The 21,093-nt window shown below is 37.6% G+C and carries 24 protein-coding genes and 1 riboswitch; of the genes, 11 read left to right on the plus strand and 13 right to left on the minus strand.

Annotated elements, in window-relative coordinates; all coding sequences use genetic code 11:
* The first annotated feature begins 225 nt into the window (after positions 1-225).
* The 3 genes from adeN to J671_RS16005 all read left to right on the plus strand — a co-directional run bounded on the left by adeN (position 226) and on the right by J671_RS16005 (position 2,630).
* A complete protein-coding gene (gene adeN / locus J671_RS15995) occupies positions 226-879 on the plus strand; it encodes a multidrug efflux transcriptional repressor AdeN (protein ID WP_022575603.1) in 654 nt (217 codons plus the stop codon).
* 113 nt (positions 880-992) lie between these two features.
* Positions 993-1,913 carry an ornithine carbamoyltransferase gene (gene argF, locus J671_RS16000; protein WP_002049620.1) on the plus strand — a complete coding sequence of 307 codons (921 nt, stop codon included), beginning with the start codon at positions 993-995 and terminating at the stop codon, positions 1,911-1,913.
* A 192-nt stretch (positions 1,914-2,105) separates the two neighbouring features.
* Positions 2,106-2,630 (plus strand): protein tyrosine phosphatase family protein, encoded by a 525-nt coding sequence (locus tag J671_RS16005; RefSeq protein WP_031982803.1) that lies wholly within the window; start codon positions 2,106-2,108, stop codon positions 2,628-2,630.
* Here J671_RS16005 and ispF read toward each other — a convergent pair.
* Complete coding sequence (ispF, locus tag J671_RS16010; RefSeq protein ID WP_002049661.1) at positions 2,627-3,109, minus strand: 2-C-methyl-D-erythritol 2,4-cyclodiphosphate synthase; 483 nt, start codon at positions 3,107-3,109, stop codon at positions 2,627-2,629. The two genes, J671_RS16005 and ispF, sit on opposite strands and share 4 nt — an antisense overlap.
* A 103-nt stretch (positions 3,110-3,212) precedes the next feature.
* Here ispF and J671_RS16015 point away from each other — a divergent pair, with 103 nt between their 5' ends.
* Positions 3,213-3,857 (plus strand): hypothetical protein, encoded by a 645-nt coding sequence (locus J671_RS16015; protein ID WP_031982805.1) that lies wholly within the window; start codon positions 3,213-3,215, stop codon positions 3,855-3,857.
* A 46-nt stretch (positions 3,858-3,903) separates the two neighbouring features.
* Here the strand turns inward: J671_RS16015 and J671_RS16020 are convergent, their stop codons facing one another.
* Both J671_RS16020 and J671_RS16025 read right to left on the minus strand, forming a co-directional pair.
* On the minus strand, positions 3,904-5,148 hold the full coding sequence (locus J671_RS16020; RefSeq protein WP_031982806.1) for a D-amino acid dehydrogenase: 1,245 nt from the start codon (positions 5,146-5,148) through the stop codon (positions 3,904-3,906).
* Positions 5,149-5,325: 177 nt separating this feature from the next.
* Positions 5,326-5,413: riboswitch (glycine riboswitch) on the minus strand.
* Positions 5,414-5,559: 146 nt separating this feature from the next.
* Positions 5,560-6,051 carry a hypothetical protein gene (locus J671_RS16025; protein WP_031982807.1) on the minus strand — a complete coding sequence of 164 codons (492 nt, stop codon included), beginning with the start codon at positions 6,049-6,051 and terminating at the stop codon, positions 5,560-5,562.
* Positions 6,052-6,362: 311 nt separating this feature from the next.
* Between J671_RS16025 and J671_RS0104645 the strand changes: the two genes are divergently transcribed.
* Positions 6,363-6,824: a hypothetical protein gene (locus J671_RS0104645; RefSeq protein ID WP_031982809.1), complete on the plus strand. Its 462-nt coding sequence runs from the start codon at positions 6,363-6,365 to the stop codon at positions 6,822-6,824.
* Positions 6,825-7,006: 182 nt separating this feature from the next.
* On the plus strand, positions 7,007-7,303 hold the full coding sequence (locus tag J671_RS16030; protein WP_031982811.1) for a hypothetical protein: 297 nt from the start codon (positions 7,007-7,009) through the stop codon (positions 7,301-7,303).
* A gap of 117 nt (positions 7,304-7,420) precedes the next feature.
* Here J671_RS16030 and fumC read toward each other — a convergent pair whose 3' ends face one another.
* Positions 7,421-8,815, minus strand: coding sequence for a class II fumarate hydratase (gene fumC, locus J671_RS16035; protein ID WP_031982814.1), 1,395 nt, complete (start codon positions 8,813-8,815; stop codon positions 7,421-7,423).
* A gap of 114 nt (positions 8,816-8,929) precedes the next feature.
* The gene (galE, locus tag J671_RS16040) at positions 8,930-9,937 is read right to left on the minus strand and encodes a UDP-glucose 4-epimerase GalE (RefSeq protein WP_031982816.1); all 1,008 of its coding nucleotides are present in this window, start codon (positions 9,935-9,937) and stop codon (positions 8,930-8,932) included.
* Between the two features lie 65 nt (positions 9,938-10,002).
* On the opposite strand from galE, the gene tusD reads away from it, so the two are divergent.
* Genes tusD through J671_RS16060 form a run of 4 tightly spaced genes read left to right on the plus strand, consistent with a single transcriptional unit; the run spans position 10,003 to position 11,399 of the window.
* Positions 10,003-10,371: a sulfurtransferase complex subunit TusD gene (gene tusD / locus J671_RS16045; protein ID WP_031982817.1), complete on the plus strand. Its 369-nt coding sequence runs from the start codon at positions 10,003-10,005 to the stop codon at positions 10,369-10,371.
* A 44-nt stretch (positions 10,372-10,415) separates the two neighbouring features.
* Positions 10,416-10,766, plus strand: coding sequence for a hypothetical protein (locus tag J671_RS16050; RefSeq protein ID WP_031982820.1), 351 nt, complete (start codon positions 10,416-10,418; stop codon positions 10,764-10,766).
* A gap of 17 nt (positions 10,767-10,783) precedes the next feature.
* A complete protein-coding gene (locus J671_RS16055) occupies positions 10,784-11,068 on the plus strand; it encodes a hypothetical protein (protein ID WP_031982821.1) in 285 nt (94 codons plus the stop codon).
* A 19-nt stretch (positions 11,069-11,087) separates the two neighbouring features.
* Positions 11,088-11,399 (plus strand): TusE/DsrC/DsvC family sulfur relay protein, encoded by a 312-nt coding sequence (locus J671_RS16060; RefSeq protein ID WP_031982823.1) that lies wholly within the window; start codon positions 11,088-11,090, stop codon positions 11,397-11,399.
* A gap of 4 nt (positions 11,400-11,403) precedes the next feature.
* Here J671_RS16060 and J671_RS16065 read toward each other — a convergent pair whose 3' ends face one another.
* A complete protein-coding gene (locus J671_RS16065) occupies positions 11,404-12,267 on the minus strand; it encodes a DMT family transporter (protein WP_031982826.1) in 864 nt (287 codons plus the stop codon).
* Between the two features lie 121 nt (positions 12,268-12,388).
* Here J671_RS16065 and J671_RS16070 point away from each other — a divergent pair, with 121 nt between their 5' ends.
* Entirely contained in the window at positions 12,389-13,792 is a 1,404-nt protein-coding gene (locus J671_RS16070; RefSeq protein WP_031982828.1) for a PLP-dependent aminotransferase family protein, read from the plus strand.
* Here the strand turns inward: J671_RS16070 and J671_RS16075 are convergent.
* The 7 genes from J671_RS16075 to J671_RS16105 form a co-directional block, all read right to left on the minus strand.
* Positions 13,789-14,271: a winged helix-turn-helix transcriptional regulator gene (locus J671_RS16075; RefSeq protein WP_002049640.1), complete on the minus strand. Its 483-nt coding sequence runs from the start codon at positions 14,269-14,271 to the stop codon at positions 13,789-13,791. The two genes, J671_RS16070 and J671_RS16075, sit on opposite strands and share 4 nt — an antisense overlap.
* A 208-nt stretch (positions 14,272-14,479) precedes the next feature.
* Positions 14,480-15,715, minus strand: coding sequence for a molybdopterin molybdotransferase MoeA (locus J671_RS16080; RefSeq protein ID WP_031982830.1), 1,236 nt, complete (start codon positions 15,713-15,715; stop codon positions 14,480-14,482).
* On the minus strand, positions 15,715-16,638 hold the full coding sequence (gene moaCB / locus J671_RS16085; RefSeq protein ID WP_004708369.1) for a bifunctional molybdenum cofactor biosynthesis protein MoaC/MoaB: 924 nt from the start codon (positions 16,636-16,638) through the stop codon (positions 15,715-15,717). The genes J671_RS16080 and moaCB overlap by 1 nt, the downstream gene beginning before the upstream one ends.
* A gap of 23 nt (positions 16,639-16,661) precedes the next feature.
* Positions 16,662-17,150 (minus strand): molybdenum cofactor biosynthesis protein MoaE, encoded by a 489-nt coding sequence (locus J671_RS16090; protein WP_031982831.1) that lies wholly within the window; start codon positions 17,148-17,150, stop codon positions 16,662-16,664.
* Positions 17,151-17,153: 3 nt separating this feature from the next.
* Positions 17,154-17,408 carry a MoaD/ThiS family protein gene (locus J671_RS16095; protein WP_002049630.1) on the minus strand — a complete coding sequence of 85 codons (255 nt, stop codon included), beginning with the start codon at positions 17,406-17,408 and terminating at the stop codon, positions 17,154-17,156.
* Positions 17,409-18,449: a GTP 3',8-cyclase MoaA gene (gene moaA / locus J671_RS16100; RefSeq protein ID WP_081404916.1), complete on the minus strand. Its 1,041-nt coding sequence runs from the start codon at positions 18,447-18,449 to the stop codon at positions 17,409-17,411.
* A 229-nt stretch (positions 18,450-18,678) separates the two neighbouring features.
* Positions 18,679-20,952 carry a molybdopterin-dependent oxidoreductase gene (locus J671_RS16105; protein WP_031982835.1) on the minus strand — a complete coding sequence of 758 codons (2,274 nt, stop codon included), beginning with the start codon at positions 20,950-20,952 and terminating at the stop codon, positions 18,679-18,681.
* Between the last annotated feature and the right edge of the window lie 141 nt (positions 20,953-21,093).

Raw genomic sequence — 21,093 nt, forward strand, 5'->3', positions numbered from 1 at the left:
ATCTTGATTTACATTGAAAAGACATGGTTAAACTAAAATGTGAACATACAGTTACATCATTAAAAACCTTCAAAATATTTCATAAATATTTGTATTTTAAAATATTTATTCAAATTAAATTTTATATTACTGTTTATCAAGCAACCTAAAAATATAGCGATGACCATCCTTAAAGATAGTTTTGTTATACTAGTTAAGCAGTATTAATTGTCGTTATTAAATTTTATGCATGATCCAGTCCTTGAGTCATATCATCCTATATGTGACAAACCTCAAACACGTCGCGGTGTAGAACGTCGTTTAGCACTATTGCTAAGCGCAACCGAACTGTTTTTGGAAAAAGGATATGATGCTGTCTCTTTAGATGACATCGTCAATCATGCTGGTGGTTCAAAAGCTTCTATTTATAAATACTTTGGTAATAAAGAGGGCTTATTTACTGCAATTTGCGATTACCGCCGTGAGATGTTCTTTAAAGATATTTGTATTGCATTTCAACCAGATCAGGCTTCTTTAAAAGAATACTTAATTCAAACTCTCATCCGTTTTTATAACCACATTATTCAACCTGAGCATATTGCTTTTTTACGTTTGGTTATTGAACAAACCCAGTGTAATGCAACTTTGAGCCAATATTTATACGAAAAATGCGCTCAAGACGTACAAAATACCATTGCTCAAGCACTACTTATTTCTCATCAGGCAGGTGAAATTACTTGTACCTCTCCAGATCACTCATCTCTCATGTATTTTGGGATTTTACGTGATATTGAGTGGCGTATGATTATGGGCATGCCACTGCCAACCAATGAATATGAAGTATTTGATTATATTCATTATTGTGTAGAAATTTTCTTAAAAGGCCATCATAAAGTCTAATTCTTTTGCATTTTGAAATGCTTATAGTATAGTAGACTTCTTTTTTCCCACATCCACCCAGCCAACAACAGATAATTGTTGTATTTCAAAGACAATTATTATGGAGTAGCTACATGGCTTTAAGACATTTCCTGACTTTACGTGATCTATCTACATTAGAACTCAATCGCGTTTTACAGCGCGCAAGCGAACTAAAAAAAATGCAACAAAGCAATAAGGTGTATCAACCTTTTGTTGGTAAAGTATTGGGAATGATTTTTGAAAAATCGAGTACACGTACGCGTATTTCTTTTGAAGCCGGTATTAATCAATTTGGTGGTAGCGCTATCTTTTTATCACCTCGCGATACACAGCTAGGTCGCGGTGAACCTATCGAAGATTCAGCACGCGTTATTTCAAGTATGCTTGATATTGTGATGATTCGTACGTTTGGTCATGACATTGTTGAACGTTTTGCATCTTATTCAAAAGTTCCTGTGATTAATGGTCTAACTGATGACCACCACCCTTGTCAGCTACTCGCAGATTTACAAACTTACATTGAACATCGCGGTAGTATCGAAGGTAAAACCGTAGCGTGGATTGGTGATGGCAATAATATGTGTAACTCATATATTGAAGCTGCACATTTAATGGGTTTTAAATTAAAAATTGCTTCACCCAAAGGTTTTGAACCTAAACCTGAATTTTTAGCAGAATTTGGTCATTGCGTTGAGCTTTTTGATAATGCTGAAGATGCGGCTGTAAATGCTGACCTTATCGTTACAGATGTTTGGGCAAGCATGGGGCAAGAAGAAGAACAAAAATTACGTAAGAACGCATTTGCAGCTTTTCAGGTAAATGAAAAACTGATGAGTCTTGCACACCCAGATTGTTTATTTATGCATTGTTTACCAGCTCATCGCGGTGAAGAAATTTCAGAAACAATGCTTGATCATAAAAACTCTGTTGTATGGGATGAAGCTGAAAATCGTCTACATGCACAAAAAGCTTTAATGGAATTTTTATTGAATGAAAATTTAAAAAAAGCTTAATCTTGATATAAAAGCAGCACCTTTAAGGTGCTGTTTTTTTTACTTCTATAAAATACTTATTTTTCTAGTTTATTTTTTTAAAATTTTTCATGATGTTGCTGAATATATAAACAGTCTATATTTCAACTACACTCTAGAATCGTGTATAACATTCTACACAATAAGCCAAGCCTACTCTTGTAGAGTGCGATTATGACAACCCTTGAAGAATCACTATCTCAAATCCCTGCATTTTCAATTATTCATGAACATTTGTTTAGTTCAGCACAACCTTCTATTGAACAGCTTAAACTTATTAAAGAGTATGGTTGTAGTACAGTTATCAATTTAGCTTTGACAAACTCACCAGATTGTATTGAAAACGAAGATCTGGTTTGTCTTGAGTATGGTTTAAATTACATTCATATTCCAATTGACTGGGAAACACCATCTTCTGACCAATGCTTACTGGTTTTAGATTTAATTGATCATTTGGTTCAAAATGAAATTGTTTGGTTACATTGTGCCAAAAATAAACGCGTAAGCTGTCTTATGTATGTCTACAGACAATTTTATATGAATATGGACATGCCTACTTCCCAAGATTTACTGCACGAAATTTGGGAACCAAATGAAACTTGGACAGGTCTTATCCATAGTATTACCTTACAGCTACAAGGCCGTAAGGCTACTTTAGAACTCCAGCAGTCTTTGCAACAAGCTGATGATTTAGTCTAATTAGAGATTAATACCGTCGCTGTTGCTAAAATTCCTTCTTGGCGACCAGTAAACCCGAGTTTTTCGGTAGTGGTCGCTTTGATGCTAATTTGATTTAAATCCACATTCAAAACATCCGCAATGCTTTGTCGCATCTCTAAATTATGTTTCGCTAATTTAGGACGTTCGCAGGCTACAGTAATATCAGCATTATTCAAACGATAACCACGGTCTAAGATTAGTTGATAAACGTGTTTTAGTAGTACACGACTATCTGCACCCTTAAACTCTGGATCGGTATCTGGAAAATGCTGACCAATATCTCCAAGCGCTAGTGCACCTAATAAAGCGTCACATAGTGCATGTAACACGACATCACCATCAGAATGTGCTTTCAGGCCATGCGTATGCGGAATCTGAATGCCAGCTAAAGTTACGAAGTTACCCTCTTCAAAGGCATGCACATCCATTCCTTGACCAATACGAATTTGAGCAACCATATAAACTCTTTCCTTCTATTATAAAAGCTTAAGAAATCTTGTATTCAACCGTTGTGTTTCGCTATAGTACACTTAGCAAAGTAGACTGAAAGTATAAGCGATCATGCCGTCGAATACTGATATGAATCAATTGAAAAGATTAAGTTTTGTCGTGACATTGAGTTGTTTATGCTCATCGCTTGTTTTTGCAGAATCCATTGACTGCTCCAACTCAAAATCAGAGCTCAAAATCTGTTCAAAAAACTTTAGCGAAGCACGAAAGCAACTCAACAACAAATATCTTTCTGCATACTTAGTTACAGATGCCCCATTACAGCTTCTACAAGATACTCAAACATTGTGGTTTAAACATACGCAACAATGTAAAACCAATTCATGTATTCAACAACAGTTTGACGTACGTGGTGATGATTTAAATTTTTATGCTTCACTTAAGCAAACCCTAACGCAGCATTATCTTAAATTTGAAAATGGGCACATTGCACCCCAACCTGTTCATTTACAAATCCATCAACTTGCTAAAGATAAAATCAAGATCGAAGGGTTAGCTTACCGTAATCCGAATAACCGAAAAGAAGCCCAAACTATTTCATTAATGGCTTATAGCTCTCCTGAACAGAAAAGTGAAATTTTAGATAACGAGCATAACTGCAAATACAAATTTGATTTTCAAAAGGCCTTACTTGTTGTAAAGACTCAACAAAAAGGCTGTGAGCGATTTACTGGTGTTTATCGACTATATGATTAATCGATATAAAATAAAAAAGCCAGTGCATCTACACTGGCTTTTCTTTTTAAGCTGGATATTTTTGTAGGATATCCTGACTCACCAAAACAGCTGTTGCTGCTGACAAAGTCCAACCTAAATGGCCATGCCCGGTATTATAAAAAACCCGTGATTGCTTAGACTGTTTCACTACAGGCAACATATTAGGCATCATTGGTCTTAAACCAGCCCAGGGCACAACATGCTCAGTTGAAATGTCAAAATTGCGGTTCACCCAATTAACTAAAGGCTGAATACGATCTGCACGAATGTCTCGATTGTAACCATTAAACTCAGCTGTACCTGCTATACGTAAACGGTCTTGTCCTAAACGAGAGGTTACAATTTTGGCACTCTCATCAAGTAAACTTACCCACGGCGCATTTTTAATACTTTTCTCATCTTTCAATTGGACAGTAATCGAATAGCCTTTCACAGGATAAACATTTACACGCTCACCAATCATGTCAGCCAATTGATAACTTCCAACACCACCACAAACCACCAGAACATCACCTTCTAATTGAAAGCTATCTGATTGAGAAAGATGCGGATGCTCAGCACTTGGCTGACAATTCAGTATGACTTTATCTGTATGACACTTAATATCAGTAACTTCTAAGCCAAACTTATACTGCACCCCATATTGTTTAGTCTTTTCAGCTAAAGTGGTTGAATATTTATGAATATCTCCAGTTGCATCGCTTGGTGTGTAATAACCACCAAAGTACTCACCCGTTAAAGAAGGTTCGATTGACTTCATTTCCTCAGGTGAAACTGAGTAGCGCTCCAAAGTCCCTTTATTCAAGACATCATTAACTCGCTTGGCAATATCATAGTCATCCTTAGTATGGTACATATGAAGAATACCGCGTTTCTCCAAATCAAATTGAAGCTGCTCTTTTTCAGCGACTTCAAATAAGCGCTTACGAGCAAGCAATGCTAGACGAACAGTTTCTATCGTATTAGCCTCATAATTTTTAATATGAGATAAAAACTCAACTAACCAGCTATATTTGTGCAAACTAAAAGAAGGATTAAGTAATAGAGGAGCATCTTTTTGCCTCATCCATTTAAAACCTTTTATAACGGTCGCTTTCTGGTTCCAGACTTCTGCATTACAAGCAGATAATTGCCCTCCATTTGCAAATGATGTTTCCATAGCTGGATAAAGATGGCGATCAATCACTGTGACTTGGTAACCTAATTGAGATAATTCATAGGCTGAAGTAACCCCTGTGATTCCTGCACCAATCACAATAACATGTGGCATAACAGACTCCTCTGAAATGCAAAAACATTTCATCAGTACAGCCCATCTGTCATTTGTACCTGAGAGTTTCGACCTAAATACTACCTTTTAGCATTTCGATCTTCCCCTTCGGTGAGTTTATGACTTATAAGTTTTTATTCTTCATGCTTATAAATCTTAAGCTGCTCTCCAGATTTTTTAATTATTACAGTCCTTTTGCCTGAGAGTTTCCGGGCCTGTTGCTCCTTCGGCGGGTTCTTAAGAACCTCTCTCCCGCAATAATTTTGTATTTATATAAGCAATGTATCTGCCACTTTTAAAAAAACGCATTCTTTTCTTGTAAACTTTTGTACAGCAATTCAATTAAATATAAAAGTATTTGATTTAATTACAAAAAAAGGTGAATTCTTTAAATTCACCTTTTGCCATTTATTAAAGCTTTCCTTCAAGCACTTGGTCTGAAACATGACCTTTCCACTGCTCTCTCAAGGTCGGTAAATAAAACTTCTCGCCAATTGTGACCAACTCAGCATCAATGAGTGCATGAATTTCGTGCATAAAAATGTAATCTAAGGCAACTAAAGAGAGTTGATGATTTTTTTGCGCTACTTTTTTTCGCTTCACTTGAGCTTGTTTAATTAACTCATTTGCAAAATTTTTATCTTTATATGTGGTGATTGCATTTAAACGAAGCTCAATAACACCCCAACCGGCTAACAATTTTTTGAAAATTTCAAAGTCTTTTGTCGTTGATTCCCAAGTGACATTTTCCAGATTATTATCTTCAGGCAAAACAGGTAACAGCAAATCACCAGTACTTGGAAAAATCTTTTTAAGATTTAACAGAAATTTAACAGGCTGATCACTCGGGTAATCATTAAACTGCACATGTTGTCTGGTATCTGTTAAATAAATCGAGAGCATTCAAAAATCCTTAGCTAAACAACTGTTTATTATGTGTTTAATTTCCATATCGCAAAATAAATAAAAATTAAAAACAATAGAAAAACAGGATAAGGTGGGCATTTTAACAATTATGGCAGCTTATTCAACTCTAAGTTGGTTTGATAAAGCTTAATTAAGAAATAATTACAATCTAGAAACTTGCAAATAAATCTCGTACAACTTCAAAAATTTAAAAATGCTATCTTTTAAATATATTATTTTTTAATCTACTGTTAAATTTAATGTTATAATACATTGATTTACTCAATTTCATCTGGGCTTCCAAAGAAATGAATAGATCAAAATTAATTTTATTATTTTTAAGTATTAGTACTTTTTCTTCTTCGGTGTTTTCTGAAACGATTACTTCTCCAATTAAACAAGAATTTTATGACCAAGAATCTAATTGCCATAGAAGTATGCTTGAGGTAAGTAACACTTCAAATCATAAGTTTAGTGAATCACAACACAATTCTTTTCACTCCGATTCTAATAAGCAAAGAGTAGATTTTTTTGAAATTGCCAAACAATATCAAGATGAGAAACCACAAAATACCTACTCGCATTTTCCTGACCCCACAGTGAACATGAGCGATCATGATCGAAGTCTCTACTATATTAGAAATCATGATGATATAAGCCTTAAAAGGGATATTCGTATTCAACAATATAGATCATTAAAACAGCAATACGATAAAGGAGTCATTTCCAATGATGAATACAAAGAGAAAGTTTATAAAATTTTAAAATAAGCTTTTATATTTTCTGAAGCCTTCTTTTTGATGGAAGGCTTCTATAATAGTTTTGATATAGATTGTTAAAAAAACTTTAAATAACAAAGATCCATAGTAAATAAGCAATAAAAATTAAACAGTTTTAACTGCTAAAAGACGCCAGACTATACAAATCTTCTCTACAAATAAAGGAGAGATCAATGAAGATTCGCGCTTCACGTACCTATTCAACTTATTCAAACCATTACTTTATTTCGAAAGAATATGAATGTAGCGTTATACCAGTAAAAGGAATGTGCTTTACTGATCTTGGTTTAACCGAAAATGGTGTGATTGAACCTGTAGAAATTAGTGAGGTCACTATAGACCCAGCCTCTAATTCTTATCATATTCTTTTAGCTAAAGACTCACATGAATATACAAAAGAAGAACTAAAAAGAAAGTTTGGAGAAATGAAAGTAAATGGCTGGGAATATATAGAAGATCTTCTGATGTAGCTTTTATTTTCAATCTCTAAGTTAAAGTTCTAGATTTAAGGTGTAAACATAATAGCCATCAGTAGTTTAACCGTACATTCTGTACATAATTATACGGCTGATGGCTATATAGATCGCTTATTTACTATTTGGCGAAACCATTTTTTCAGGTTTAACGACCTCATCAAATTGTTCTGCTGTAACTAAACCAAGCTCAACAGCCACTTGTTTTAAAGTTTTATTCTCTTTATAAGCAGTTTTCGCTACTTTTGCAGAGTTTTCATAACCAATAACCGGATTCAATGCGGTAACCAGCATGAGAGAGTTATGCAAGAAGTGATCAATTTTGTCACGATTAGGCTCAATTCCTACTGCACAGTGGTCATTAAAGCTATTACATGCATCACCAAGCAATTGAATAGATTGCAGTAAGTTATAAGCGATTACTGGCATAAATACATTAAGCTCGAAGTTACCCGAAGCACCAGCGACATTAATAGTCGTATCATTACCAAGCACTTGTGCAACCACCATAGTCATTGCTTCACTCTGGGTCGGGTTCACTTTACCCGGCATAATGCTTGAGCCTGGCTCATTTTCAGGAATGCGAATTTCACCAAAACCACAACGTGGTCCGCTTGCTAACCAACGAATATCGTTAGCAATTTTATTTAAACTTACTGCTAAAGTTTTTAATGCACCTGATGCAAAAACAGCTGCATCACGTCCTGCAAGTGCTTCAAATTTATTAGGAGCAGTAACAAATGGCAAACCCGTTAAAGCTGCAAGCTGAGCTGCGGCTTTAACAGCATAGTCAGGATGAGCATTTAAACCAGTTCCTACTGCTGTACCACCCAATGGCAACTCATACAAACCAGTTAAGGCTTGTTGTAAGCGTACTAAACCATGCTCAAGCTGAGAAACATAACCACTAAATTCTTGGCCTAAGGTTAATGGTGTAGCATCTTGCAAATGAGTACGGCCAATTTTAACAATATCGTGAAACTCATCGGACTTCTTCTGCAAAGTCGCTTTAAGCTGCTCTACAGCTGGAATCAGCAATTCATTAATTTGCAAACTTGCGGCTACGTGAATAGCTGTTGGAAATGAGTCATTGGTAGATTGCGCACGATTGACATGATCATTTGGATGTACTGGTTTTTGTGCGCCCAGCACTTCACCTAATTTTTGGTTGGCAATATTGGCAATCACTTCATTACAGTTCATGTTGCTTTGTGTACCAGAACCTGTTTGCCAAACTACGAGTGGGAACTGTGAGTCCCATTTTCCTGCAATCACTTCTTCGGCAGCGCCCACAATATATTGACTTAAATCTTGTGGTAACTGTCCTAACTCTGCATTGGTTATTGCTGCTGCTTTTTTTACCAATCCCATCGCTCGAATCATGGCACGGGGTAAACGCTCCTGCCCGATTTTGAAGTTCTGTAAGCTACGTTGGGTTTGTGCTCCCCATAGCGCTTCATTTGGAACTTCAATCTCACCCATAGTGTCATGTTCAATTCGTGTTTGCATAGAAACCTCGGTTATCTGGTTAAAGAACTCACGGGCTGAAGCAATTTTTGCTTTGGCTAGTTAATTTTAATATCGTACTCAAGCATTCCATTATTGTAAATAAGAATCATTATCTTATCTTCCATTTAATGTGTTTTGATAGAATCTCCATTCATCTTCAATCATTTGCTTTAAAGTTCGTTTCGGATTCCATTGTAATAAAGTTTTTGCTTTTCCTACATTTGCACCAAGTTGAGCCAATTCTTCATGCTTATAAATTGCCGATTGTGTCGGAATTTCAGCTTGGGTCACTTGTGAAATTTCATCTAATAACTGACGAATTGAATGTACTTGGTTATGTGCAATATTAAATGCTTCACAGCAATGGGTTTGATCACGTAGCCATAGTAGAGTTGCACTTACAGCTTCGCATACATCTAAGACATGTAGAAAACTACGCTCTACAGTATGGTCTTCGGTAGACACTTGGTCTTGTAATTCAATTAAATCACGCTGCATGGCTGCTACTTGCAATGCAAGCGGTACAATATTTTTAGGAAGCTGCGCAACATACTCACCTAATACACCATGCTCAAAAGCACCTACAATATTTGATAGGCGTAAGATCGCAATTTTCCATTCATGATCAATTTTATAGGTATCACGGATGATTTCTTCAATCATCTGTTGAGATTTGATATATGGATTTGGATAAGCGTAGTTGAAATCTTGTGTTTCACTCAGTTCTAAATCAGATTTTCCATAGACTGCCAAGCTAGATAAATGGATAAAATGACGGACTCCTGTACGTTGCATCGCACGTAATAGACTCATGATGCAACTGACATTATCGTTATAATATTCGAGCGGTTTTAAGTTAGATTCTTCAATGGATTTAAAACCAGCGGTGTGAATGACTGCATCAATTGAGTATTGTTCAAATACCTTATTCAATGCAGGTGTATTACGTACATCAAGTTTAACAAACGGAACGTACATACCAGAGATGTATTCTAACCGCTCAAGCGTTTGCAAGGTCGAGTTAGCCAAATTATCGACAATAACCACTTCTTGGCCTTGAGCCAACAGACTCAATGCAATATGTGAACCGATAAAGCCTAAACCACCTGTCACTAAAATCATTGTATACTTACCTTTCTCTTAATGTATCTACGCCCATTTAGACGTATGACCATAGTGAATTCTCAATGAGTACATTACTACTAATAACCTCTGCTCCTACTTCAATCCATGCTTGGCATGCACTTGGCCTTGCTCAGGCACTCAAAAGTAAAAATGAAGACTTTCGTGTATTCTTTTACCAAGATGGCGTTCAAGTTGCGAATGATTTTCAGTGGGTTCCTGACGACCAGCGTAATTTAACGCATGAATGGCAAAAGCTCGCGATCCGACTTCCTGTTTGCGTTAGCGCTGCTCTTGCACGCGGGATTACCGATGCAGAAAATGCGAGTCGCCATCAACTTAGTCATCACAACCTAGCGAGCAACTTTGAGTTGGTTGGACTAGGTGAACTTGCTGATGCAGTACAGTCAGCCTCTCGTCTTCTTCAATTCTAAGTTACTTTGTTAACTTAGATTGTTGCTTTTAAAAGGTATATTGTGTGAAAACTGTACTCGTTATTTTGCCCCAAGCCAATCTAACCAGCCTACAAGTCAATGAAAGCCTCGCCGCTACTATGGTTTTAGCAACCTTTGGCTCACCAGTCAAAGTATTATTGAAAGATGCAGCTCTTAGCCTCTTACAAAATGAACATAACTTTGACCAGTTGCAGCATGCTTTTAAAATTGCTTCAAACATGGTGGATAGCTTTGAGTTTTATGATTTAAGTCCAATTCTTGTTGAGATCAAAAATAAACAGCATCCTTTTGTTCAAAACAGTGAGCAGGAGCTAGAGTTTGTTCAGTTAGATACTGAACTCATTCAATCTTTCGATCATGTCTTATATTGGTAGATAAAGGTGTAAATTTAATGACGCAATCAACACTTTATCTGGTGCAAGCTTCTTATCACCATACCCCTCGTATTATTGAAGAACTTGAAAAGCTTTTTCATCAAGACGATCAGATTGTTTTTATGGGCGATTCAACCGCACAGCTTTCCGTAGACATTTGTCAGCAGTTTGGCTCAGTTTCTTGTTTATCTCATGAAAAAGATTTAATTGATGCAGAAACCTTAGCTCACGTTAAGGTATTGAACTATGACCAGTTTGCGGATCTGGTTTTACAATTTAATCGATGCATTTCTTTGAAATAATATAGTTAGGCTCATTTTTATGAATTTAGAATTAGATCAAGATGGTCATTTAGTCGACTATACGATTTGGAATCCAGAAGTCGCACAGGAACTCGCCAAATCTCTCGATCTTGAATTAACAGATTGGCATTTTGAAATTTTAGCTGCGGTTCGCCAATTTTATCAGCAATTTGGGCATTCTCCTGCAACCCGCCCTCTGATTAAGTTTTTAATGAAAACCGTCAGTCCAGATATTAATAATGCTGTTTTACAGCAAAAATTTAATACCGGTTTAGTTGCTCGCCATCTCAGTCGTTTGGCAGGTATTCCTAAACCGGCAAATTGTTTATAAATTTTTATGCGAATTTTTTAGCGGCAGCGACACATAAAATTGTTACTGCCGTTACCATTAACATCGACCAACTTACATGTTCATGTAATAAAAGTGCAGCAATCGCGAGTCCCATTAATGGTTGTAAAAGCTGTAGCTGGCTAATTGCAGCAATACCGCCTTGTGCAAGTCCTTTGTACCAGAAAAAGAACCCGATGAGCATACTAAATAAAGATACATAAATCAGCCCTGCTACCGCCGATGTAGATACATCTTGAAAGGAAACGGGCATATAAAAAAGAGTAGCAAGCAGCATAATTGGTAAAGCTAAAATAAGCGCCCAACAAATCACTTGCCATCCACCTATTTTTTTCGAAAGTACTCCTCCTTCTGCATAGCCAAATCCGCACAAAATAATTGCAACAAGCATATATAAATCGCCGATGCCAAAAGATGCTTCACCCGACAAAAAGAACATATAGATAAAAACAACCAGACTGCCTAAAATTGCAAATATCCAAAAAAATAAATTTGGTTTTTCTCCACCTCTCACTACTGCAAATATGGCAGTAGCGAGCGGTAGAAGGCTAACAAAGACAATCGAGTGGGCTGCGTTCATATACTGTAGAGCAAGCGCAGTAAATAAGGGAAACCCAACTACAACGCCTAAAGCTACAATAGCCAGTGGCCACCAATCTTGCTTCGCAGGTCTTTTTTCCTTAAGCAAAAAGATAAGAATTAAACCCAAAACTCCTGCAATGACAGCTCTTGCTGCTGTTAGAAAACCAGGCTCAAAACCTGTTACCGCAACACGGGTAGCCGGTAATGAACCTGCAAAAATTGCAACCCCAATAAAACCATTTACCCAACCGTTCATAAACTTTTGCATATTATTCTCCACAACTATACGAAGAATTTAAGCTGTGATATGGTGTCAAAACCAGATACAAAGCAGTACAATTTTAAAAAACTGTTATGTATAAATGAGCAGTACAGTCGAGATAATTAACGTGAACCAGACAAAAACAAAAATCGAACTTGTTATTTCACAGATTGAACAACAAATTAAGAATCGCTCTTTAACTCCGGGAACTCGACTCCCCTCTGTGCGCAAGTTGGCCAAAGATTTAGGTTTTTCTATTTCTACGGTTGTCGAAGCTTACGAGCGATTAATTGCCCTAGGTAAAATTGAATCACGTAGTGGTTCCGGCTTTTATGTAGTGGGACCGCTTGCCCCTTTAGCTTTGAGTGAATTAGGCCCTAAATTAGATCGCTCTATCGATCCATTATGGATTTCACGTCAGTCCTTAGAAGCAAAACCTGATGCGTTTAAACCCGGTTGTGGCTGGTTACCAAATGACTGGATGCCACTTGAGAGTATTCGCAAAGCTTTAAGATCTGCTACACGTAACGAAGATGATAACTTAATGGGCTATTCGTCACCTTTAGGGCTGCCCGTATTAAGAGATTTACTGGCTAGGCGAGCACAAAATAAAGGTATAGAGGCAAATCTCAATCAAGTTGTTCTAACCGATTCAGGCACTCAAGCTATTGATCTGGTTTGTCGTTTTTTACTTAAACCAGATGATGTAGTTCTAATTGATGACCCATGTTACTTTAATTTTCATGCTCTACTTAAAGTTCATCAAGTTAAAGTTATTGGTATTCCATACACTCCAAATGGCCCAGACTTAGAGGCATTTAAAGAAGCGATTGAGATCTATAATCCTCGGCTTTATATTACAAATTCAGGAATACATAACCCCACTGGCGCAACGCTTTCACTCTCGACAGCTCATCAATTACTGAAGTTGATTGATCAATCTAATTTAATTGTGATTGAAGACGATATATTCTCGGATTTTGAATATACTCCAGCTCCACGACTTGCAGCCCTAGACAACCTTTCACGCGTGATTTTTATTGGAAGTTTCTCTAAAACGCTCTCTGCCTCTATTCGCTGCGGCTACATTATTGCGAAACCAGAATGGATTGATCAGATTACCGATTTAAAAATTGCTACCAGTTTTTCTCACAATGGACTCTCAGCCAAGATTTTACACACAGCTTTAACCGATGGTTCATACCGTAAGCATTTAGATTTATTAAAAGTTCGTTTAGCTCAAGCCATGCAAGAAACTATCGCGAAACTTAAATCGATTGGGATAGAACCGTGGATTGAACCCAAGGCTGGAATTTTTGTGTGGTGTCATCTACCAGAAGGTGTAGATGCAGCGAAAATTGCTCAGTTTTGTCTGAATCGGCAAGTGATTCTCGCCCCGGGTAATGCCTTTAGCCAGGCCCAATCGGCAGGGCAATTTATCCGTTTTAATATTACTCAATCAAATCATGATTATATTTATAAGACCCTTGCAGAAGCACTTCTACAAGAGTCGTTAGAGAACCGAGTTTAAGCCTGTTTTTGCTTTTGTTCCATATAAGCAAAATAACCCGGCCCAGCCGAAACCTGAACTTGCTTTGCATGTAATGGCTCACGGCATACTGAACAGACCATAACAGGTTCAAACTTATGTCCACATGTTTTGTGGCGATATTCCAAAGGTTTGCCTAAACCTTGATCCATCCATTTATCTGCCCAGTTCGCCATAGATAAGATAATTGGATAAAGCTCAAAGCCTTTATCAGTGAGACGATATTCAAAACGCTCCTGACGGTCAAAATAAGGAGCTTTGACTAAAATTTCGTATTCAACCAACCTTTTTAAGCGATCAGAAAGGACATGACGAGTGACACCTAATGATTTTTGAAAATCATCAAAACGGCGAATTCCCATAAAAGCATTACGTAATATTAGCATCGTCCATCGATCACCAATCACTGATAGCATGCGGGCAACTGAACAAGGCTGATCACCGATGTCATCCCATTTCATCTTTATGCTTTCCTCAATATAAAACTGGCCTATTTGCCATATTATTTATACCCTAAACCACTTAATATGTTATATGCAATATAGAGCTTAGAAATAAGTTTTCAGTATATTTATAAAGCTTATTTTTTAAAATAACAGTCACTAAAAATAGATATAAAATATAATTAATCCATCCGTATGGATTAATTATATTCAGCTTATTTATAAGTTAATTTGAAATAAAGATTCCCTTTAGCACAGTTCCTGATGCTAGTTTTGTACTCGCAGGAATACGGACTAGACAATTGGCTTGCATAAGATTACTCAGCATATGGGACTGCTGCTTGGCCAAACCTTTTACCCTAAGTTGTCCTGCATCAAAATAAGCATACATTCGTAAAAAACGCTCACGTGTATCTTCTTTTAAATCATGCTCTAAAATTGCGGTAAACCATTCTGGTCCGCGTCTATTGCCCTGCAATGCATCAAGCAAAGATTTTCCGTAAATTTGCATTGCGACATATACCGCAGCTGGATTGCCCGGTAAGCCTAACAAATAGCAAGAATGTTGGGTTTGTGAATTATGGTATTCGGCAAAGAATAAAGGTTTACCCGGTTTTTGTTTAACTTTCCAAAAGATTTGTTCAAACCCAACTTCGAAAGCACAGGGCCGTACAAAGTCGTAGTCTCCTACCGACACTCCGCCAGTCGTTATAACAACATCATGGCTGTCTTTTAGTTGATTAAAGTAATGGGTGACCTGCTCTGCTTCATCTGCTACGTGAATGAGTTCGATATCTAAACCATAATCTTCAAACCAAGCTTTTAGTAATGGGCCATTTGCATCAAAGACTTTACCTTCAGCTAGATCTTCTACTGTTTCGGCAACTTCATCACCCGTGATCAAAACAGCGACTTTCGGTGCACGATAGACTTCAACGGTTTGCACACCCGCCATACTTAAAGCAGCCAAACTTCCAATATTCAAAAGTTGTCCTACTTGAGCAAGCAACTGCCCTTGCTGGATTTCCTCTCCAGTAAAGCGGATATCGGCTTGAGGACGTATATGTTTCGTTAAACAAATTTCTTGGGCCGAAATAACCGATACGATTTCTTGTCGAGCTACATGCGTTGTCCCTTCAGGAATTTTGCCGCCCGTAAATATACGAATTGCCTGACCTTCACCGAGTATGTCGTGACTCTCACTTCCGGCACGAATCTCACCTGTGACTTGGAACTTTTGATTATTCAAATCTTCTGCATGGCTACAAAGTGCATAACCATCTACTGCACTTTGAGAAAAGCTAGGTAGATTAATTTCAGAGTAAATCTCTTTCGCAAGATAGCTACTTAGGCTATTTGTTAGAGTCTTTTGAATAGAGCTTAAGTTTTTAGGCTTATTAATAACTAAATCTAGCGCTTCATCTATACTGATTAATCCACGCTCAGCGCCACAACCTGACATTATTCATAGCCTCCCGGATGTGGTAAATCACGGCAAACATCAAAAATATGGACTAATGCGGGTAAAATAGCAGCCATTGACTCACTTGCTCCACCACGGCTTCCCGGTAATGTCACTACTAACGAACGGTCAATAAACCCTGCTACTCCGCGTGACATAGCAGCATATGGCGTGCGTTTTTGTCCAAATGAGCGAGCGGCTTCCATTAAGCCATCTAATTTACGTTCTAAAAGAGGCTCTAGCGTATCAACTGTAATGTCACGCTTACCAATTCCTGTCCCACCCACGGTCATAATACAAGCATACGATTTGGTGAGTTCTAAAACCAATTCTTTCAGATCATCTGCTTCATCGGGCAAAATTTGGTAATGGATCGGATCAAAGCCAGCTTCAGTTAAAGTTTCAACCACAGATTTTCCAGCAGTATCCGGCTTTCTACCCGCTGCTACGGTGTCTGACAAGACAATAACCGCAGCCGAAACAGGCTGACGCAATACCCGTTTAAAATGGGATTTTCCGCCTTTTTTCTTCAGTAGTTTACATTGATCCATCCAGAGTTCTTCTGGTTCACAATGAGGCTTTAACATGTCATAGATAGTTAAGCCTGCAAGGCTTGCCGCCGTTAAAGCTTCCATTTCTACGCCAGTTGGACCAATAGTTTCAACAACAGCAATAATTTTTACAAAGTCATTTTCCAATTCATATTCAACATCTGCCCTATAAATCGGTAGCGGATGACATAGTGGAATCAGCTCATCAGTTCGTTTGGCTGCCAAAATTCCTGCAACACGTGCTGTTTTTAGGGCATCACCTTTTTCCGTGTTTCCTTGTCTTAATAGTTCAATACAGTGCGGTGGTGCATATAAAATCGCTTGTGCTTCGGCAACACGATAACTTTCCGGCTTCATTCCTACGTTTTTCATTATTTATCCTAGTGTTACATATTTCAGTGTGAGTGCTCATGGCCGGCATGATGATGGTGATGTTTGTGTTCGTGCGGTGCATCCTTACGAATACAACAGCCCTCTACATAATGACTTGTGCCATCTGTAAAGAACTCTTCTTTAAAGACAGGCACTTCATGTTTTACCCATTCGACTGCTTCCTCACATGCTTGAAAAGCTTCACGACGATGGGCTGCATACGCAATCGCAATAATGGCAGTTTCACCAACATCCAGATATCCAATTCGATGAACCACTCGCACATAAGATACCTGATACTTTTTCTCAATTTCCAGTTCAATTTCACGTATCATTTTTTCTGCAAGCGGTTTATAAGATGTATATTTCAGCGCCTTTACCGCTTTACCTTCGTGGTGATTACGAACCGTACCCATAAAAATATCAATACCGCCACATTCAGGAAAAGATTGAATCGGATCAAAAGTATCTAGACTTAAAGCCTGCTCTTGTATTCTTGCGAACTCTTTCATGATTCACCCTCCAGCAACGGGTGATAATAAAACCAAAGTGCATGGCTCACTTAAGACAGTTTGTCTAGTTATGACATTGTCACCAATTGCACATGCACATTTTTCCATGGCTTTTGTAGATTCCGGATGCAATAAAATAATTTCATCCAATACATCTTTAACCAAACTATGATTAGGACAAACTAACAAAAGATTTTCAGGAAGCAATTTTTCAATTGCACCAAATGCTTCGACTTTAATTTGGATAGATTGTTGCATTTATCCCCCAAGCATATGCATGCTGATTTTACGGGTTTGTTGATGTTGTAAGGCATGGAAACCTTTTGCTTTATGCCAGATATAAGGATGAACCAAATTCTTTAAATTTTGGATATATATACCGTATTCTGGGCTATGTTGTTTGCTTACCAGTACTTGAAGCTGAGGCTTAATATTTAAACCTTGCGGCGCAAATAAACAGTTATATAGTTCGCCTTTTGCGGTAAGTCGTATACGGTCACATTGATGACAAAATGAATGCGTAATTGTGGAAATAATTCCTAAATGGTAGCTATCGTTAATTAGATATTGACGCGCTGGCTCATGTTGCTGCTCGATCACTTGTACCGAATAATACGGTTGCAATACCTGTAAAATTTCAGCCTCGCTTACCACATCTTTATTTGACCAAAGTACATCACCATCAAGCGGCATAAACTCGATAAAACGTAAAGGAATATGATGAGCAATTGACCACTTCACCATAGGTAAGATTTGATCATCATTTTTATCTTTCATTAATACGCAGTTAATTTTAAAAGGCAGTCCTGCATCTTTAGCAGCTTGAATACCCTCAAGAACCGGTTCTAACTTTTTCTTAGTGAGCTCTTTAAATTGAATTGAATCAAGACTATCTAAACTAATGTTTAAATCATCTAATCCAGCGTCTTTTAGCTGTTTGGCATGTTTAGCAAGATAATGACCATTGGTAGTCATCGATATACGTTTTAAACCTAATGCTTTTAAGGCCTGCAAATCACGAACAAAATGAACAATGCCTTGACGCATTAATGGTTCACCACCCGTAATGCGAATACTCTCGATACCTTGCTGCACCATAAAATGACAAAATTGAAAGAGCGCTTCAAAACTAAGCAAGTCCTGTTTATTTAACCATTCTGGATGCTCAGGCATGCAATATACACACTTAAAATTACAGCGATCAGTTACAGAAATTCGTAACTTACGCTTGATACGCCCATATTGATCTTGCAGAAGGCTTGGCGCATTTTCAGAGTGATATTGTTTCATCATTTGCACTCATATCGAGAACATTTCAAATCTTGCGAGCACCGATTATGAACAATCAAATACAAAAAATTGTATCTTAATAGTGCTTTGTTCTTTAATAGCAAAATTTGTTCCAGCTCTACTTATTTTCCATAATATTTAAATTTTTTATAGACTTTTCACCGCACTACCTTAAGAACAATTAAAAAATAAATCTCGAGTTAGCGCGGTAAAATCTATGTTTTACTTGATTCTATTTCTAACACTTTTCTAGACGGATGGGTACATATTTATGGTACGGCGTTTTCGACAATGGATCACAATGTTCAGCAGAAATAAGTAAGTTTAATTGTGGCCCAATCGGTGCTCCATTTTGAAAGCGCATACCGTAGCCATGTGGCAGTGACACAACACCTCTTCTCATCCCATCATCTAACTCAATAGCTACCTGAATTTCTCCATGCTGTGAGATACATTTAAGCTGCCCTCCTGTATCTACATTTAAGTGCCTTGCGTCTTCGGGATGAATACGCAGTGCACCTTCTGCATCTACTTTTCGCCAAGCAGGGTCACGGTAAATTTGGTTGGCGTTGTAGCTACGTCGTTCACCTGACAAAAGGATGAAAGGAAACTCTTCAACATTAACGTTATGGCTTTTCAAGCTTGCGAGTTCACTTAACATCTCGGGAATTGCAAGACGTATTTTCTTATCTTTATAAGCCACCAGTTTCCAGACTTCGTCATATTCATGTTGTGATAAAACCATACCTGAACGTTGCTTTAATATCTGCTCAAATAGTTTGACACCTTGTGTTAACGGATTACCTTTATAACCTGCACGGCGTACTGCTTTGGTATGTAAAACAGCATATTGAATAGATAGCGGCAATAAAAAAGCAACTGAATCTGCAGAATTGCCAAGTCGTTTGCCAAGAGTTCGATAAATAATAGAGGCAGCAAAAGGGATATATTTTTTATGTCGTGCCAAGGTAAGGCCTAACGCCGACAAGTATGGTAAGTAGGCAGTTTTTTTCGAGTCGACCGCAGCTATTTTTTCTAAAACTGGGAAACTCTTCGGAATAGCATTCATAGCTTCCAGTAATCGAGTATAAATTTCGGCTTCCGGTAAAGTATTTGCTTGAGCAGCCAAAACGGGATGACGCAGATGAAAACCATTTTTAGGAAATTCCAAGTTAAAACCGGTAAATTCCCATTTTTCAAACTGAGTATGAGCAGGCAAAATATAGTCGGCGAGTCTCGCGGTTTCTGTCATCGCAACATCGACTACAACCAACAAATCTAATGCTTTAAAGGCTTTTTCATAGGCAGGTGTATCAGGGTAAGTTAATAGTGGATTACAACTATCTACAAACACAGCACGAATTCTCTTTTCCCCTGCTTTTAGGATTTCATCGGGTAAAATATTAGGTGGAAAAAACCCGGAAATCGGGAACATTTTATGGTAAACGCTACGTCGATATTTTGGTTTTCTTTCATCCGTATCGGTCAAAATTGGAATAAACATGGTATGCAAATTATTGGTACCTTGTTTTCCAAAGTTCCCTGTCAGCAAGTATAAAAGCTTTTCTAAATAACCATTTAATGTTGTATTCAAAGTATGTTGAATACCTAAATCGATACGTACACAGCCTCTTTTTGCTTTGGCAAACTCTCGAACCACTTGATAAATCAAATCGATAGGTACAGCAGCTTTAGCAATATAGTCTTCAATCGGGACATGGTTAAATGCAGCTTTTACGTCTTCAAACCCATGTGTGTGCTGCTCAATAAACGCTGCATCATAAAGCTTTTCTTTAATAATGATCGCAATCATGGCCGACATTAAAAAAGCATCTGTTCCCGGTTTTAGCTGTACGTGAATGTCTGCTTGTTTTGCTGTTTCGGTAACACGCGGGTCGAACACCACCATGGTTCGGTTCGGATCTTTCTTAATATGTTTTAGCGTGTCTCGTGCGTTAGGAATACCGTGTGCTTGAAACGGATTTGTTCCAATAAAAAGTACGTAATCTGCATGTTCAACATCTTCTGTCGTATGGCAAGCCTGACTACCGAACAGGCGTCCATTGAGCCAGAAATCACCTGTTTTTTCTTGAGCAAGTGAGTTATATGCATAATAACTTTTCATAGCCAATAAAAGTTGTCGGCCATAAGCTGCGCCGAGGTGGTTACCCTGACCACCGCCCCCAACTGAAGCAAAAGCAGTACCGCCAAATTTATCTCTAATCTGAACCAATTGATCAGCAATTTCTTGTATCGCCACATCCCAACTAATTTCTTGAAATGAGCCATCTGGTTGGCGTTTTAAAGGTGTGGTTAAACGGTCTGCATGTTTCTGGTAATGCTGTAATCTTGCCGCTTTTTGGCAAATGTAACCTTGAGAAAATGGGTGCTCAGGATTACCTTTAATTTTGACAAATTGGTTATCTTGAATTTCTACGCTCAAACCGCAGTTTCTTGAACATAAAATACATGCGGTCACATCTGTTTTACTTTGCTGAGCTGCATCCATCATTTTTCTGGCTCCGTTTATTTTTATACATCTGGCTAGAACGAAAATAACAAGTTCCAAAATAGAACTTAAATTCTAAACAGTCAATAACTCAAAATTTAAAAAATGATTTCAGATTATCAATGTAAATTTTAAATCGATATG

Source organism: Acinetobacter sp. 1130196 (assembly GCF_000588095.1).
Lineage (GTDB): Bacteria > Pseudomonadota > Gammaproteobacteria > Pseudomonadales > Moraxellaceae > Acinetobacter > Acinetobacter nosocomialis.

Coding starts and splice junctions, on each gene's coding strand:
- fumC (WP_031982814.1), bottom strand. CDS start 8,815: ATGCAAACACGAATTGAACATGACACTATGGGTGAGATTGAAGTTCCA.
- tusD (WP_031982817.1), top strand. CDS start 10,003: ATGAGTACATTACTACTAATAACCTCTGCTCCTACTTCAATCCATGCT.
- J671_RS16105 (WP_031982835.1), bottom strand. CDS start 20,952: ATGATGGATGCAGCTCAGCAAAGTAAAACAGATGTGACCGCATGTATT.
- J671_RS16005 (WP_031982803.1), top strand. CDS start 2,106: ATGACAACCCTTGAAGAATCACTATCTCAAATCCCTGCATTTTCAATT.
- J671_RS16060 (WP_031982823.1), top strand. CDS start 11,088: ATGAATTTAGAATTAGATCAAGATGGTCATTTAGTCGACTATACGATT.
- J671_RS16075 (WP_002049640.1), bottom strand. CDS start 14,271: ATGAAATGGGATGACATCGGTGATCAGCCTTGTTCAGTTGCCCGCATG.
- J671_RS16065 (WP_031982826.1), bottom strand. CDS start 12,267: ATGCAAAAGTTTATGAACGGTTGGGTAAATGGTTTTATTGGGGTTGCA.
- J671_RS16080 (WP_031982830.1), bottom strand. CDS start 15,715: ATGTCAGGTTGTGGCGCTGAGCGTGGATTAATCAGTATAGATGAAGCG.
- J671_RS0104645 (WP_031982809.1), top strand. CDS start 6,363: ATGAATAGATCAAAATTAATTTTATTATTTTTAAGTATTAGTACTTTT.
- J671_RS16055 (WP_031982821.1), top strand. CDS start 10,784: ATGACGCAATCAACACTTTATCTGGTGCAAGCTTCTTATCACCATACC.
- J671_RS16030 (WP_031982811.1), top strand. CDS start 7,007: ATGAAGATTCGCGCTTCACGTACCTATTCAACTTATTCAAACCATTAC.
- galE (WP_031982816.1), bottom strand. CDS start 9,937: ATGATTTTAGTGACAGGTGGTTTAGGCTTTATCGGTTCACATATTGCA.
- J671_RS16015 (WP_031982805.1), top strand. CDS start 3,213: ATGCCGTCGAATACTGATATGAATCAATTGAAAAGATTAAGTTTTGTC.
- J671_RS16095 (WP_002049630.1), bottom strand. CDS start 17,408: ATGCAACAATCTATCCAAATTAAAGTCGAAGCATTTGGTGCAATTGAA.
- ispF (WP_002049661.1), bottom strand. CDS start 3,109: ATGGTTGCTCAAATTCGTATTGGTCAAGGAATGGATGTGCATGCCTTT.
- argF (WP_002049620.1), top strand. CDS start 993: ATGGCTTTAAGACATTTCCTGACTTTACGTGATCTATCTACATTAGAA.
- moaCB (WP_004708369.1), bottom strand. CDS start 16,638: ATGAAAAACGTAGGAATGAAGCCGGAAAGTTATCGTGTTGCCGAAGCA.
- J671_RS16025 (WP_031982807.1), bottom strand. CDS start 6,051: ATGCTCTCGATTTATTTAACAGATACCAGACAACATGTGCAGTTTAAT.
- adeN (WP_022575603.1), top strand. CDS start 226: ATGCATGATCCAGTCCTTGAGTCATATCATCCTATATGTGACAAACCT.
- J671_RS16020 (WP_031982806.1), bottom strand. CDS start 5,148: ATGCCACATGTTATTGTGATTGGTGCAGGAATCACAGGGGTTACTTCA.
- J671_RS16090 (WP_031982831.1), bottom strand. CDS start 17,150: ATGAAAGAGTTCGCAAGAATACAAGAGCAGGCTTTAAGTCTAGATACT.